The organism is Paenibacillus sp. AD87, from assembly GCF_001659845.1.
GTDB classification, from domain to species: domain Bacteria; phylum Bacillota; class Bacilli; order Paenibacillales; family Paenibacillaceae; genus Paenibacillus; species Paenibacillus marchantiae.
Genome location: NZ_LXQN01000007.1, coordinates 1,582,582 through 1,598,591, shown reverse-complemented (window position 1 = coordinate 1,598,591; position 16,010 = coordinate 1,582,582). Strand labels below are relative to the sequence as shown.

Genomic DNA, 16,010 nt, shown 5'->3' with positions numbered 1-16,010 from the left:
AATTCAACCGCCTCCCACAAAATGTACAATTTCAATTCGGTCTCCGTCTCTTAACGCCGTCGTTTCATGATATTCCCGAGTTAAAATTTGCCGATTCAATTCAACCACGACGGTTTTTACTTGCAAATTAAATGAATGGAGCAATTTATCTACACGATTTAAGCTATCTTCAATTTGCATGATTTGTCCGTTGACAATGATGTTCACTGCAACATCTCCTTTATGTTCAAACGTTCTGGACAAAGGTCCTGAATCCCCAGTTCTTCCGAGGTTTTGCCACAAATCAAGTCAGCCATAAGGCTGGCTGTAATTGCACTAAGCAATATGCCGTTACGATAATGTCCAAAAGCAGCGAATAAACCCGGTACACTATCACAAGCCCCCACATAGGGCAATCCATCCGGAGTCGAAGGACGGACACCAGCCCACGCTCGGATAAAATGTGCTTCCTTCATGCCAGGTACCCAGTTTGTTGCAGCTGCAAGCAGCTTCTGAATGCCTTGTACCGAAACTTTCATGTCTGTTCTTCCAGGAAGGCTTGTTGCACCGATCCATACTTCTCCATTGGCTTTGGGAACAATATATATATCCTCTGCATACACCGTTTTGTCTGGCCTGTACCCGGCATGGTGGGGAGAAAACTGCACGGCTGCAATCTCCCCCTTTACTGGTAAAACAGGCGATTTCAGACCTACATGTCTCATCAATTCTTCACCATGTAACCCTGTAGCAATAATTACATTTCTCGATGTCATCGTTCCTATTGAAGTCTCGATTCCTTGCACACCGTTTACATTCGTATGCAAACGGACATCCTGTACCCCTTCCATCACCCTTGCACCCATGGCTTGAGCCGATCTGACATAAGCCTGCGTTAAGTTGACAGGAATAACCTCGCTCTCGGAAGGTCTGTAAAATGCTCCATACGTATCCCTGTTTAACCATGAAGCTTCCTGTTGGACAGCAATACGATCCCACCAAATATGTTCTGTAGATAAGGTAGACGATCTACGATCATTCTTGTAACTGCTGACCTCACTGTATGAACGAAAAGGAGTAATAAATCCATGCTGTTGCAGCCCCATTTCCACTCCGCTAAGCGAACTGATCCGTTCCTTCTGCTCATGAAGCAAAGCTCTGCTCTGCCTTGCAAGCTTTGCCATTACAGCATGAGTGAATTCCTCACTATCAGCAGCAAGCATGCCTGCGGCTGCACAGGAAGTTCCCCCAGCGATCCGCGCCCGCTCAACCAGAAGAACGTCATGGCCTCGAGTAGCGAGTTCACATGCGATGGCACAACCGATAACTCCTCCACCTACAATAATGGTTTCTGCATGAAGCTTGCCTCCAACTTCCGCTCCAACTTTACTTCCCGAAACTATTCCTGGATGATAGCCTGAACGATTCCTGCTTCGACTTCTTGCTTCCTCTCTCAAGATCTTCATCTCCTTGGTTCGGCGTACTTGTCTGAATCCGTGATCGCCTGTCGCAATGAAGCGGCAGCTACTTCCGGCTTATCGGTCGTCCAAATCGTTGAAATTACAGCGGCTCCTCTAGCACCAGCAGTTCGAATGGCAGCAATATTCTCAGGACTAATCCCGCCAATCGCGATCACGGGAATCGAAACATTAGAGCATACCTCAGCTAACGCACTTAGCCCTCTGGGTTCGCAATTCGGTTTACTATTTGAAGCATAGACATGCCCATAAAAGAGATAATCCGCTCCCTGTTCTTCTGCAACTTTTGCTTCTTCCAGAGAATGAACCGATATGCCTACGCGCAGCCGATCGACTCTCCTCAACTCATCCTTATCATAGCTGCGAGTAACTGCTTGACCCCAATGCACACCACCAATTGAAGCATGTTGATCCAGCTGATCTGAGCCATTCATAATGATACGGTTAGATGGAACACCTTTTGTTTTCAGACTTTGCGCCCAACACATCTGTTGCTCAAGAGTCAGCTTTTTTTCACGAATGTGGATATAATCGACCCACCGCCATATACCCTTAGCAATATTCAGAAAAGAGTCCAAGTCTCCTGTACCTGGTGAAACCACATGCAGTTCAAATGATCGTGTTGTTACATGTTCGTGGAAGATTACCGTCCTGTTCGCCCTCCTCTTGCGAGATTAAAGCTGTATAAAACAACAAAAAAAGCCACTCCCGTAGGGGAGTGGCCACGAATTTAAAATTCATGGATCAACTGAATGACTGTCGCATGCAATTACTCTATACATAACGCATAACAACTATAGAAACCATCCATAGTCGCAATGCTGTATACATAGAACTGCATGATTCATCTTGCAGGCAATATCGCAAAGTCGACGATAACGCTCTTGTCATTAGCTGAAACGCGCCACTTCCCTACGCTGGTATGATCCAGATCAGGTACAAAGGGTCCGGAATCGCATTCTTCCATCTCAGCCGCATCGTGCGGCCCCCCTAGTGTTCATATGAAGCTGTAGCCTATGTTACCATAGACACCTTTTTTTGTCACCGTACATTTCCATGAATTACGTTGTTCATCCATTGCTGAAGTCGTGTAGTTAACGAAGTTGCTGCTTCCGGTGCGAAGAATTTCGTAGAAACTATTGTTTATCGGACCAAGCTTCAACATCCCACGTTTTGGTTACCCAACCTTCATAAAATTCAGGTTCATGGGATACGAGCAGCACGGTACCCTTGAATTCTTGCAGGGCACGTTTCAGCTCTGCTTTAGCGGTTACATCCAAATGGTTTGTAGGCTCATCGAACAAAATCCAGTTACTTTCACGCATCAGAAGTTTACATAAACGAACCTTGGCTTGTTCTCCACCACTAAGCGCGTTAAGCGGGCGGGTGATATGCTCATTTTTTAATCCACAACGCGCGAGATGGCCCCGGACTTCATTCTGTGTCAGATGAGAAAATTCATTCCACACATCTTCGATCGGGGTAATATTACCTGCACGTACTTCCTGTTCGAAATACGCAGTTTCCAGATAGTCACCCAAGAAAGTCTTACCGCTGATTGGTGGGATTTTCCCCAAGATAGTCTTGAGCAATGTGGATTTACCTACACCGTTACATCCAACAATGGCAATTTTCTCGCCACGCTCAATCGTCATCGTCATTTTGGGCAATAATGCATATGAATATCCAATTTCAAAATCAATACCCTCAAAGACGGTTTTACTACTCGCCCGGGCATCCTTGAATTTGAATGTGGGTTTGGCCGCTTCGTCTGGACGATCAATCCGTTCAATCTTGCCGAGCTGCTTCTCACGGCTCTTGGCACGACCGGAAGTGGAAGCGCGGGCTTTGTTCCGCTGAATGAAATCTTCCTGCTTCTTGATAAACTCCTGCTGTTTCTCATATGCATCAATATGTTGCGCCTTATTCATGTCGGCCATTTCAAGGAATTTGTTATAGTTCGCTGCATAACGCGTCAACTTGGCAAATTCCAGATGATAAATAACGTTAACGACCTCATTCATAAACTCCGTATCATGCGAAATCAGAATAAACGCATACGGGTAATCTTTCAGGTAACGCGTCAGCCATTCAATGTGTTCCACATCGAGATAGTTCGTCGGCTCATCCAGCAAAAGAGCTGTGGGTTTCTCCAGTAAAAGCTTCGCAAGCAATACCTTTGTACGCTGACCGCCACTAAGCGCGGCCACATCACGATCCAGACCGATGGCGGACAAACCAAGTCCATTGGCCATCTCTTCCACTTTTACATCAATCAGATAAAAATCACCTTGCTCCAATTGTTCCTGAATGTCACCCATTTCTTCCAGTAACAATTCGAGCTTGTCCGGATCGGCGTCTGCCATCTGATCCGTGATGGACATCATTTCTTTTTCCAACTCAAGCAAGGGAAGGAACGCATCCTTAAGCACATCACGAATCGTTTTTCCAGGCGTGAGCTTGGTATGCTGATCCAGATATCCATAACGAACTTTGGGGGTCCATTCGACCTTCCCTTCGTCCTTTAACAATTTCCCGGTAAGGATGTTCATCAGTGTGGACTTGCCTACACCATTTGCACCAACAAGACCTACACGCTCTCCGGCAAGTAAACGAAAAGATACATTTTTAAATAACGTGCGGTCTCCAAAATTGTGACTCACGTTCTCTACTGACAATAAACTCATAAGATGAGGTTGCTCCTATCTATTGGACATTACTATCGTTCCGAAACCCTATTTTAGCACAGGTGTCGCCTTTTCTGAAAGTAATGTAAACATCTCATGCAACCTCGCTTTTATATTACAAACAAACTGCCTTTAATTTATGGAACAGTTATACTCAAAATAACCTTGTGCTGCCGCTTGTTTGGCATTTGTAAACACTTCTTCGGCTCTGTAACCATTGCTACATGTGGAAGGGTAATAGTATTTAATTCCACTTACAGGATCAACTCCGCCAACGATCGCTGTTTTCTTCACCAGTCTGCCACCACCAATGGCATAATTGTTAATCTTTTGGTTACCTACAGGTATTCCCTGAATAAACGCCATCAGCCCCGTATCATTAATCGAATTGTACCAGTCTTCCTGAGAAATCAAAGGCATGGTAAAGGTGTAGGAAACACCATTCCTTCTTGCAAACTCATTATGCCGGTTAATAACATCTGCCAAATCTTCCTGCACACTTGTCACGATCCGGCCTCGTCTGACCTGCTCAAACGTCTCGGCATTCTGAAGCAGAGGGATTTGTGTGCTGGAGGCCAGTTCTTTCTGGAAACCCTCAACCCACATGCCCAAGCCTGCATCATAGGCATACACATACCCATCGAGTGTGAAGTTAATACTGCTACCATTTGAATCAGAATATGTATAGGGCTTTTTAGGACTCCAAACTTGCCGGAATGAATCTTCAAGATCACCCGTCATCTCAGTTTCGTTCGCCAAAATATAATAACCATCATAATCCAGCACGACCATTGCAGGAATGTAATTAAACATGGCCCGTATAGCAGCAGGATCATCCTGAATCCCCATATTTAGCGCCAGTGTTTGGGTAAAGGTAGTCAAGGCAAGCTCTTTGTCCGCTTTTACAAATTTGGTCGAATCATACCCTGCTTCATCGTTTTGCTTCTCATTTTGATGCATCACAGCCCCTGCATCCAGTACGGCAGTCTGAAGTGCCATCTTATATCGATTGCTTAAATATTGTGCCTCTTGGGCATTGTCTGTATTGTGAGAAATAACCCAGAATATAGGTAAAAAGATAAGCACAAACACAATAGAAAGATCAGTAATCTTCATTGAGCACCATACCCCCATAAGTGGTAAACACGGCTGCAGCCTGTGCAGACCCGTTCAACCACTCACGAATCAACATGGCAGGTGTGCGATTGGTATTTTTGACGGTTACAGTGAAGAAATCCCCCATTGCCAGTGTATATCTGCGCCCAGGATCGTCTAAAGCTAGCACACCGGACGAAGGAAACAGCTTTGCTTTAATTTGGGCTGAATAATAGCCATCTTGTACAGTTTCATAGGTGCCAGAAAATGTGCTCTGATCCATCGGATCTGAGTAATGAGGAACATATTTTTTGTGCAAATGCTCCATAGAAATCTCATAGGCATTCCCCGTTCGGGCCATCTGTTCTTCGAATTCTGTATACATGACAGGGGAAATGTATCCCTTTGTTCTGACTGCATCAACAAAACGGGTAACCGTCTGAACAACGGTCATGCGTGCCATGTCATCCTGTCGATCTGCAGTCTCTGCTGCCGGATATACATAAAGCAAAATCACTGCCAGCAAAACAGCAAGCAGCTTGGATGCAGCGTTAATCAAGGTGTACTGGCCTCCTTCCAAAATGCAATCTTCAGCAGTTCGCCAGCCTCACTTCTTATGAACTCGGGTCTATACGAAGCAGCAAGCTGGACAGGAATGGTTCCTCTTCTGTTTACAAGGGGATCAATGACATATGCAATCCCGTCCACCTCCACGCTGACCGTTGTCCCTGTCATTTGCCTCACAGTGTGTAACACTTCCGCACCACTATAACGGATTGGCTCACTTATACGCAGAGTGGTATTCAGGCGTCCTTCCATGTCTGCTGTCGTCTGCACCAAGTGATTCAAAGCGTCTGAAAGAACCCGAACATTCTGCTGCCCGTACAGGCAGGCTGTCACAAATAGGACAACCGCCGTACAGAACAACATGAGCTGCTGTGTATTCTGGGACATGTTAAACCAACTCCTGTCAGGATTGCTGGAAAATAAGCCCTCTTACCACATTGGATCTGTCTTTTACGATAATTGCTTTGAATTTACCACTTGGATTGACATATTGGTTGTCTTTTTCACTCATAGTTTGATTAATAATACCTACTTTATCATCTGGAGAAATCACTGAACCGTAATCTGCGTTATTGAGATCCTGGGATATGTTCAACTGATTGCCATACCATTGACCCCCCTTGTTTTTACCTGTAATAACTTGAATACCGAACTGATCCTTGTCCGCATATTTACGCAACGCGTTTGTGACTTGTGATCCACTAATGGTTGTTCCGTCATACACGGTAAATGCAGCTTGGGACAACTCGGTCTGGATATCGGCAAAATTGTTCTGTGCCGTTTTGGTCGCCTCCTGAGCCGAAATAAACAATAGAACCACAATCGTAATAAGGGCGATGGTCAAAAAGATGCCTGCTGCCACCTTTAAAGCGCTTGATGCATTGTTCATGATAAATCCTCCTATATCGTTTTTAATTTATTTCAGACTGTGACGTACATGGTCGTTACAGTTTCTGAATCTGTTCATAATACATGTTCATTTGCAGGAAACTCATGCCTACCAGCGGAATGACCAGATAGAGGAAGATCAGGGCATACATCGGTGTAAACCCGATCATTCTTCCCCATGATGCTTTAACATCAATCATCTTGGTGTATTCCTGCTTCCGTTGTTCAAAATAAAAGGCCATCATGCTATCCAGATCATCAAATGCTTCTCGAATCGAAATTTTCCCAAGTGCAAGTTGCAGCTTTTCAACCAAACGTTGAAATTCAGGCAGCCCTGCATCTTCTTTTAATTGTTCAAGTGCATGCTCCGGCCCATGTTCAAAGTGCAACAGACATTTTTGCAGTGGTCTTTTGAAAATAACAGCAAAGCGATTAAGCCATTCCAGTATCTCCTCTACAGACATGCGGTCCATCTCTCGCAAAATTGAGATAACCGTCTGAAACTGATAGATTTCATGCCTCATGTCCATGCTTCTCATCTTGCGCTGGAACATCATGAGCCAGATCGGCATGTGATAACCCGCTATACCTATCATCATTGCAATAATTAACTCCCACCAGTGGAGATATTGCTTGTTGTAACCTTCCAGCTTCTGCAGGATGCGTGCGATAGTTTCAGTCTGTGCATCATGCTCCAGTGGAATGGGATTTACGGACTGCAATGCATTGGAGATCTCATCAAAAGTTGCTCCTCGCTTCATTTCGATGCGCTCGAGTACAGCTTGATCCAAGCTTGTCTTTTCTGTAGCCTGCTTCAACTCCGCCTCTCCCATCGCACCAAACATCCGGTCATCTCTCACAGGATCATGTAAGATATGATTTCGTTCAACCTGATGCAGCAGAAAGACACATCCAATGGTCAGGACCAAACAACTTGCAAATAACATCAGCCTTCGTATCGCCAGCCATTCATATTTCAGTTCCGAGCTGCTTTCTCGCATCAGTCTTACGGTTTGACTGTAATTGGTACTGCCAGGTTTGGCCACGAACAACATCGCGACTTTACGAATGAACGTCTGCTTGTATAGGAACTGATCGATTCTGGAGTGTTTGCGCCCTGTCCGATAGCGGGTTTCATCATATTGCTGAAGTCTTTGCAAAAGCAGGTAGGCAAGTATGATAATGACATAGATTGATATTTTGGTTACAAACCCGATTTTGCTGCGATAAAATTCATCCATAGTCGGAAAACTTCCTCTGGCCCAGCGTTCGATTGGAGCTGTGAATAGAACGGGGGCCAGGGCGATGATATTCAACCCTTTTAACAGATAGTCCAATTTGTCCCGCCGCAAAATCTCCAGATGAATTTCCTGCGTCAGATTCCCCAGGCCTTTCAAGTAAATCGAACCCTGTGCTCTGTCTTTATCCCCGAACTCCATCACCATATATGAAATACCGGCAAAACCTTTAAGAAAGCGATTTGGCGCAATCTCATAGTACCGTTCCAAAGCTTCGTTCGGATCCGGAGAAGTCAATGCTTCATAGATCAACAGCACTTGCTCGGCAGCCTCTCCTTTACCTGCTTCCGCTGCTTCATAAAGTGCCTCCTCTACCATTCCATGCTGATGATACCGATGTCTCACGTCGGCAAACAGGTCCAGCATCTGTACCAACAGTCGCTTCTCCATACGATTCAGACACATATCCAGTACAAGGCTGTTTAGAACTACTGCGCAGAGTACCGACAATATAACAAAGGCGATACCCGGCTGCATAAGGAAAAGGATTACACTGATACTCCCGTATCCTCCGAAGATAATTAGAACCACGTTCATAGTCATTCGTCTTAATGCTGGTTCGTCACCGACATGCCGGAATGAGATTCGTTTCTGTACTTGTAAAATATAAGCAGAGAATAGCGGCACTTTCATGCCCCACCGATAAGACTGTAACAGGACCGAACCCCACCGCAGCGTACGAGTTCCGTTTAGCGTAGAAATCCCGATAGATTTACTTGTATTTTCTCCTCTATGACGTAACAGGTTCAGTACAAGTAGCGTGATTATCAAGCCACCTGCACATATCCCCAGCACCAAAAGAAGAATAAACTTAACGGTCATAGGTATCACCCCAATGTTGCTTGATGAACTGTTCGAACAGCGCAGCGTCCTGCAGTGTCATCTGATCCCGCATATCCGTAATGCTTCCTATGGAGATCGGAGCTGTAGCGACGTAATTGCCATCCCTGTACTCGATCACATTGCGAAACGTAAATCCCGCCCGTTCCTCCACGCTATCCCCTTTATTCGCACGTGGCAGACACTCCGTAATTCGTTCGATATATCTTCGTCCCTCTGCGTCCTTTTTCATATGTACATCGAAATTAATGACACTTACTACTTGCTCCTCGGCAATATGTTCATGTTGGAACATACCTGTTTTGAGCAGTGAATTACGGAGGGAGAAGACCAGATCACGAAACGTTTTGGCATGATGGGTAAACAGGGTGAACAGACTGGCAACCTGGGACATCTGAATCATCCATGCGGCTACTTCGTCACTTGCGACCTCACCGAGAATATTTACAGTACCATCCGTCTTTTTCTGCAAGTCCAGTCCCTGTTGACCTGAAATGTGCTCGGTCTCCCGGAAGCTTAGAATGTTACGCCGACTGTATATACGCCGCAGTTGTAGCTCAAAAGCCATCTCCTGTACACGCAGGGTATACGAAGCGTATATATGCTTCACCATTGCCATAAGTAGTGTCGTTTTACCCGATCCCTGTGCTCCTGTTACAGCTGTGATTCGACTGCCTTTCATCAAATATTGCAGCAAAGTGATTGGCAGATCTGCGTTGTTACCAGTAATCAACTGTTCCAGTGAAGCATTGGGAATATCAAATTTCCGGACAAAGAATGCCCATGATTCGGCAAAGGGAGGACGCACAACAACGACACGTGATCCATCCTTCATCTCGTTCACCTTGTATCCATTTGCTTCCGAAAGCTGTCCCGGATAGTTGTATTTATAAATATTTTGACATACCCTCTTCAGTTCACGGATACTGCCAAATGAAAGGAAGGACAGATGAATGGACTTACCTTTATAGAAAATCCAGACACTTTCCATTCCACTAAGTGGTTCTTCAAGGGGAGCATCTTCAAGTCCATCCGCGAGCAGATCATTCCACGAAGCCGGCTGCCGTAGCCCCATATCCTGAAGGGCATCCAGCATGCCGCTCACACCACCACTAACGCCATCTATTCGTTGATCTCTTATTTCATCAACCACCGAGAAACCTTTATAATGCTGGTAGATACGTTGAACGATGATATCTGTTTTTTCTCTGAATCCAAGCTCTCTATACTCACACTCAAAAACATACTGGATGTCCTCCTCGGAGATATAGTAACTTCCTCCGTCGTCTGCACCTTCACTCTGCCTCAATCTGCCAAGATCATAAGTGTCAATCATGCGTGACAGGGCATCAACACCAAATTGCTGCCGGTATAGATAAAACACAATTTCGAATTGATCCTGAATTGTCAGCAACTCAGTTTCTCCAAAATAAATGACCTCATCGATATTCGACTTATTCAGTCCTATGCTGCGGGTAAGCAGATCACCTATCAGGTTTTTGACATACGTTTTATCACTGATGCTTCCTGATACACAACCTTTAAGCGCCTTGCGCATCTCGGCACGCTGATTGATTCTTCGGCGATATTCTTCTTCGTGCAATCCTGCATCCGCAAGTTGACTATGACTAAGCTCATGAAGCGAGTTCTTTACTTTCTCTGTCAGCACTTCAATCGTGAAGGATTCGCGCTCAGGAGCACGGTTATTTTTTTCACGATGGGAAGCTCTGTATTTGAACCAAACATACGCAAGACATAACAGCAAAATTAAAATTAACCATAGGGTATTCCAGAGCATCAGATGTTCAGGCTCCCCTTTCCAGCCTTTTTAGTACGGTACGCATCCCTGCCCCATCCATAATAAGACGAGCGAGTTCAGCCATACTTGCGGCAAAGCTCCCTTTACGAATATCTTTATTGTTGCTCAGACCTTCCAATTGCAAGTACGCAGCCGCATCACGACGATTGAAGGCATCCAGAAATCCGGTGGTATAAGGCAACACTGATATCGAGCCTTTGTATCGAAAACGCCGACGAATATTGGTGATGGTTGCGCGTGAATGAGGATCATACTTATTCAGCACGATGTGCAGTTTCTGATCACTCATGCTCTCGGGTATGATTTTTCCAAAAAAATACTCCAGATCCCTCATATTTTGATTCAGGTTCACCACAACATAGTCCGCTTGATCCAGCAGAACCTGGTCACTAGTGCCTGCGCGATCTGCATCGAGAAGAACCAGATCATAATATTCATTGGCTACGTGCAGCAGCCTTTTTAATGTCTCCACATGCTCTTCTGTTGAACGTTCCAATCGGTTGATTCTGCCAGTCAACAAATCCAGACGGTCATTGAGGAGCGGCTTGGTATAATCCCTCAAATTATGCTTGTTCAGACTCCCGCTGATATGCAGCCGTTCCACAGCATCCCATCCCCCCTCCTCGAATGTAAATACTGATCCCGTGTCCTCTATTTCTTTAGGTGGAAGGGCAGCTTCTGTGCTGCTCCCGACTGGACCTGTATTTACAAGCAAAATTCTTGTCCTATATTGAAGGGCCATCGCATAGGCGCCGATCAACGCACTTGAGGTGCTGCCTGTTCCTGCAAAAGGACTCCAAAACGTAATGGTGCTCATGCCCTCATCCTTTCTGCTTCTTTAATGGCCCGGCGACTCTGGACATTTTCCCATCCAGTCAACTGCTCCACTAACCTGCATAGCGATTTTTTATAGTTCCGTGATAACGGCCCCAGACGTATCCGACGATGATGCTCGTTTTCCAGTTTGACTGCTGCAGTCAGTTCATCCCAAGGCAACATCAGCGATTCCCCTGTCCATACAAATGGACTACCTTCCAGATACGCCCACAAATATCGAGCTTCCAGTTTGCAATCAACGGCATTAATCAAAATGCGCTGAAATGGTAGTTCTGCTGGCAGGGACTGTTCTTCAAGCAAACGCTTGAGCCAGCCTTTGCCCCGTTCCAGATTGTAACGTTCATAATCACTGACCCAGACACGGATATCTGCCGTGAGCCATAGATCACGTGACGCAAAGTGTGATGTTTCCATGTCGTAAAGGACGTAATCATAACTCTCCAATTTCTCGCCACTCGCTTCAAGATGACTCTCAACCGCTGTTGAAGTTACGAACTGACATGCAATATCAAAACCTTCAAATTCTGTAATACGCAGAGATTGCTGACTTTCCCCAACGCCGTATCCATATTTCTGCTGTAATGTTCCATCAACAAGCAAGACACGTTTACCGGAGGACGCCAGTATTTTGCAAAGGTACAGCATCAGGTCATTCTTCTCGCATAACCCAGCAAAGATCCATGTTTGCATAGCTATCAAAGCTCCTTAAAGTTACTTTTATACGTTGTTACATAAATAATAAATTGTTTGTCCTGCTTTTTACTCCCCGCCCGTCAGCAAGCTTTTCTGCTCATCCGCACTCGAAGCAGATGCTGAAGAATCATTGCTCCCTGTACCCGTCGTTCCGCCGCTACCTGAACCGTCATTCCAGATGACCCCATCAGTAGTTGAAGAGTTATTTGCTCCAGGTCGATTATTGTATGAAACGGAAGACTGTGCAACATCCTGCTCCACACCTTGGGATGGCGCTGAGATGGATGCGGCGAGCGAGCTTTCTAACGAACTCCGTACTTGCCGCGCTAACTCCACTTCAGCCCGACGTACAAGATTAGGATCACTCTCCAGCAGTTTTAACACTTCATTGTTAGCAGGGTATGTCGGAATCGCTGGTGTCTGGAACTGTGGTTCTACATAGGTTAATGCATAGATTGAAGCTTTATGTAAATAGGCATCTACAATTGCACTTGAAAGGGACAGGATCTCCTCCTCCGTCATTGTAATCCATAGTGTAGCTGCATTTAATCTTTGGACTTTCTTTTTGGACAGGAGAATGTAGTCTTGACCCGTTGGAAACTGAATACGAATATCAATGATGTCTCCCTTAGCAAGTGAAGAAGGTAACAACACAACCTGTAGTTCACGATTCCTTAGATCCGGCGGTGCCGGGGTATCTTCATACACCATTTCAGTTGTAATGGCTGTTCCCTTTTTTAATTCTATTTTCGCCACTTGACCATCCATCTGCTTGGAGCTGGACCACAGATTCCTTGGTGCCTGTGCATCCGGAACGGCTATGAGTTTGATATCCTCGGGCAATATCGACTCTCCTGCTTCAACATCCCGTATTGTCACCCATCCCTGTGCCCCCGAGTTCCATTGTTGCATCAATTCAGCTTCTTTTTGTTCGTAGGCTGATGAGTATCGGGCCTCCACTTCAGACCTCGTATCACTCATGGTTTTGACATTGTAAATGACATATGCCCCAAACAACAAACCGATTGCTCCTGCTCCCGTCAATCCAGCGTAAATCAGTTGACGGCTTTGTTTTCTTAATTTAGACAAAAGAGGCTCTCCTTTCGCAATCTCTTCTAATCATGTACTCTTTTTCTTGCAAAGAATGAACGTTTCTTGGGAAGCTGCCCCATCATATGAGTCAAAATATGAGCAAAAACCTTATCCATCTGCGGTTCCCGATCAAAGGGATCGATATGTAAAGGCAGACTGTAGACACTGGAAGTGTCCAACGTTTTGCGCATGCGCTGAACGGCGTCAGCTGCTGCGAGTGGCAAACAGTAGATCCATTTGTCTCTCGGGTACCGGTTGTGTGAACGGACAAAAGATCCAATCTCAGCTTGTCTCCATTCGGCACCGGAACCTATAACAATGGGCAAGTCAGCTCTGAGAAACTCTTCAAGCCGGTTCTGATCCTGACCACTGCCCAGATCCATCACAATGAACTGATAGCTGCCTCCCAATAAAGACAGGATGTCTGCACGTCCCGATTGTTTCCAGTAATGTACACCATCCACTGCAAACTGTCTGCCTGCTGGCACGGGTTTACCTGCATGCGCGACTTGTTGAATCCGTGCAAACGATTGGGAACGTGGCGACATCTCGATTATGGCCACTTTGAAGTTATGCCGCTCCAGATAGTGACTGATGGCTATGGCCGTATGCGTAACCCCAACTCCGGATGATGCCCCCGTCAAAGCGATCACTCTTGTCCCTCCGCTTATCGTCACCGTCGTTTCTGAACCACCAGCCGCTATTCCCGGTCTGCGCAGCAGCTCCTTACGAACTTCATCAGCCGATTGAAAGCGCTCATTCGGATTCAGTCGCAACAACCTTCTCGCAACAGGAATATAGGTACGTGGAACATCACTGCGAATGGAGCTCTCAACTCCCTGAATCCATTCCGTATAAGTTCCACAAGTCATGAGATAGAGCAACAATGCTCCAAGCCCGTACAGGTCAGAACGCGCATCCGTCTGTCCTGAACCATATTGTTCTGGTGCAGCGAAGCCGGCCGTTCCCAATTTAACCGTATCATCGACTCTTTGTGCTTTATAGCTCCGCGCTATCCCAAAATCAATCAGTCTCACTTCATGTTCCGGTGTAATCATAATGTTGGATGGTTTCAAATCCCGATAGATGACAGGTGGGTCCAGACTGTGCAAATAACTTAATACATCCAGCAGCTGAAGCACAAACTCCGTCATTTGTTCAAGCGGAATCTTCCCCCGACATTGCTTGAAATAGTCACTAAGTGTCAATCCCTCAATGTACTCCATAACAAGATAGGTATACCCCAGCTCATCCGGTACAAAAAAATCTACGATTTGCGGTAATCTGGGATGCCTCAGAGATGTAAGAAGAGCAGCTTCTGACTCCATACTGCCTTCGTATGGCATCGCCGTCACGCTTTCTTTGATCGCCCAGGTTTTGCCTGGCAACTTCAAATCCTCTGCTTCATATACATGACTCATTCCACCCGAACCGAGAATGGACACGATACGGTACCTTCCCCCCAGCAGGCTTCCACGCTCGAGCCTAGCCGGATGTCTCATATAGACTCCTCCTTGTGTGCATAACAAAAAAGGGAAAGCTTCACCGAAGCGGAACAGACCGGATATCCGGACTCTTCACTTCGGGATGCTTTCCCTCAACTTGTTATGGTTAATATTGGTATCATTATAGTATAGGCAATAAGGTATTGTAAAGCATAAAGTTTAATGCCTTTAATAACTTAATACTTAATCATATATAGCGTGATTTCTTCACGGTTGTGAAACAACTGTTTGGAACGTTGAATCTGCATCCGGGAGCGCTCAAATGTATCGATGACTTCTTTAATCAAAGCGAGCGGCTTCTTATGCAATAACTTCACCGTTACAACCGCTGTTCCCCCTGATTGAAGACTGTATAACAGATCCGATATAAGACGGCTCATCAGCTTGGGGCTCCAGCTCATATCACATACGAGCAGATCGAATTCCCCTTCGCGGAAACGTACATCACCGGCATTTTTTTTCAAAAAGGTCAGTTTGGGCGATTCCAGCAGGGTCGCATCCATCTTGGCCGGATCAACAGCTGTAACTTCAAGCCCGCGCTCAAGCAGGAAAGAGGTCCATCCACCTGGTGCAGCACCGATGTCCAATGCTTTGTGAAAAGAAGTAAAGTCGATGCCAAATGTCTGCTCCGCTTCAAGCAATTTGAATTTGGCGCGGGAGATTTGCCCCTCTTCCTTCTGAAAACGAACTGCTCCGCCACTCCAGTCCGACAGATTTTGATCAGGTCTGGATACACCGGCATATAACATGTCATCCGTTACGAAGACAGATATAACATGATCCGCATCACGAACAACCCACTCACACCCAAGATCATCCAGCTTCTCAGTCAATAGCTGTTTCAATGAAGCAGCGTTCTCCTGCCAGAAGGCACCTTTGGTTTTACGAACTTGTAATGTAACTTTAGTGCCAGTTAACTCCGTATGGTTCAACACAAATGAAATCAATTTTTCCATTGCTTGCGCTGAATCTTCCGTATTTTCCTGAAATTGAACAGGTTGAATATGACGTAAAAACGTCGGGCTTTCTTCCAAAAGCTTGATCGCTACCTCTTCTTCCGCAATCGGAAGACCGGCAAGCAGAATCTCACCTGGTACGAGTACCGTGCTTTTTACTGCCCCAAACGTACGGCGCAATTCCTCCTGAGCATAGGGCGCAAAACCATGATTGGCTGTGCAAATAAAACGGGAGAAGTCTCCTTCACCCCAAGATGACTGTGTACTCAAAATGTG

15 protein-coding genes and 1 riboswitch are annotated in these 16,010 nt (G+C 45.7%); all 15 genes read right to left on the bottom strand.

The genetic code is table 11. From position 1 onward, the window contains the following. Positions 1-3: 3 nt before the first annotated feature. The 15 genes from thiS to gpAD87_RS07245 all read right to left on the bottom strand — a co-directional run bounded on the left by thiS (position 4) and on the right by gpAD87_RS07245 (position 16,004). Complete coding sequence (gene thiS, locus gpAD87_RS07315; protein WP_064637154.1) at positions 4-207, bottom strand: sulfur carrier protein ThiS; 204 nt, start codon at positions 205-207, stop codon at positions 4-6. Further along, a complete protein-coding gene (thiO, locus tag gpAD87_RS07310; RefSeq protein WP_197521380.1) occupies positions 204-1,436 on the bottom strand; it encodes a glycine oxidase ThiO in 1,233 nt (410 codons plus the stop codon). Before thiO ends, thiS begins: the two co-directional genes overlap by 4 nt. Positions 1,437-1,441: 5 nt before the next feature. After that, complete coding sequence (locus gpAD87_RS07305) at positions 1,442-2,035, bottom strand: thiamine phosphate synthase (RefSeq protein ID WP_197521379.1); 594 nt, start codon at positions 2,033-2,035, stop codon at positions 1,442-1,444. Between the two features lie 314 nt (positions 2,036-2,349). Beyond that, positions 2,350-2,459: riboswitch (TPP riboswitch) on the bottom strand. A 134-nt stretch (positions 2,460-2,593) separates the two neighbouring features. Next, entirely contained in the window at positions 2,594-4,144 is a 1,551-nt protein-coding gene (locus tag gpAD87_RS07300) for an ABC-F family ATP-binding cassette domain-containing protein (RefSeq protein ID WP_063562839.1), read from the bottom strand. Between the two features lie 132 nt (positions 4,145-4,276). Continuing rightward, entirely contained in the window at positions 4,277-5,260 is a 984-nt protein-coding gene (locus tag gpAD87_RS07295) for a hypothetical protein (RefSeq protein ID WP_063562840.1), read from the bottom strand. Then, positions 5,247-5,798, bottom strand: a complete 552-nt coding sequence (locus gpAD87_RS07290) for a hypothetical protein (RefSeq protein WP_064637150.1) — start codon at positions 5,796-5,798, stop codon at positions 5,247-5,249. The genes gpAD87_RS07295 and gpAD87_RS07290 overlap by 14 nt, the downstream gene beginning before the upstream one ends. Beyond that, on the bottom strand, positions 5,795-6,193 hold the full coding sequence (locus tag gpAD87_RS07285) for a hypothetical protein (RefSeq protein ID WP_063562842.1): 399 nt from the start codon (positions 6,191-6,193) through the stop codon (positions 5,795-5,797). Before gpAD87_RS07285 ends, gpAD87_RS07290 begins: the two co-directional genes overlap by 4 nt. Positions 6,194-6,209: 16 nt before the next feature. Continuing rightward, on the bottom strand, positions 6,210-6,695 hold the full coding sequence (locus gpAD87_RS07280; protein ID WP_063562843.1) for a hypothetical protein: 486 nt from the start codon (positions 6,693-6,695) through the stop codon (positions 6,210-6,212). A gap of 55 nt (positions 6,696-6,750) precedes the next feature. Continuing rightward, the gene (locus gpAD87_RS07275) at positions 6,751-8,814 is read right to left on the bottom strand and encodes a hypothetical protein (protein ID WP_064637148.1); all 2,064 of its coding nucleotides are present in this window, start codon (positions 8,812-8,814) and stop codon (positions 6,751-6,753) included. Then, positions 8,804-10,630, bottom strand: a complete 1,827-nt coding sequence (locus gpAD87_RS07270; protein WP_064637147.1) for an ATPase, T2SS/T4P/T4SS family — start codon at positions 10,628-10,630, stop codon at positions 8,804-8,806. The genes gpAD87_RS07275 and gpAD87_RS07270 overlap by 11 nt, the downstream gene beginning before the upstream one ends. Before the next feature lie 7 nt (positions 10,631-10,637). After that, the gene (locus gpAD87_RS07265) at positions 10,638-11,468 is read right to left on the bottom strand and encodes a ParA family protein (protein ID WP_064637145.1); all 831 of its coding nucleotides are present in this window, start codon (positions 11,466-11,468) and stop codon (positions 10,638-10,640) included. Beyond that, positions 11,465-12,178 (bottom strand): hypothetical protein, encoded by a 714-nt coding sequence (locus tag gpAD87_RS07260; RefSeq protein WP_064637143.1) that lies wholly within the window; start codon positions 12,176-12,178, stop codon positions 11,465-11,467. The genes gpAD87_RS07265 and gpAD87_RS07260 overlap by 4 nt, the downstream gene beginning before the upstream one ends. Positions 12,179-12,247: 69 nt before the next feature. Then, positions 12,248-13,270, bottom strand: coding sequence for an SAF domain-containing protein (locus tag gpAD87_RS07255; protein ID WP_064637141.1), 1,023 nt, complete (start codon positions 13,268-13,270; stop codon positions 12,248-12,250). Positions 13,271-13,296: 26 nt separating this feature from the next. After that, the gene (locus gpAD87_RS07250) at positions 13,297-14,775 is read right to left on the bottom strand and encodes a serine/threonine protein kinase (protein WP_064637139.1); all 1,479 of its coding nucleotides are present in this window, start codon (positions 14,773-14,775) and stop codon (positions 13,297-13,299) included. A gap of 179 nt (positions 14,776-14,954) precedes the next feature. Continuing rightward, positions 14,955-16,004 carry an SAM-dependent methyltransferase gene (locus gpAD87_RS07245; protein WP_064637137.1) on the bottom strand — a complete coding sequence of 350 codons (1,050 nt, stop codon included), beginning with the start codon at positions 16,002-16,004 and terminating at the stop codon, positions 14,955-14,957. Between the last annotated feature and the right edge of the window lie 6 nt (positions 16,005-16,010).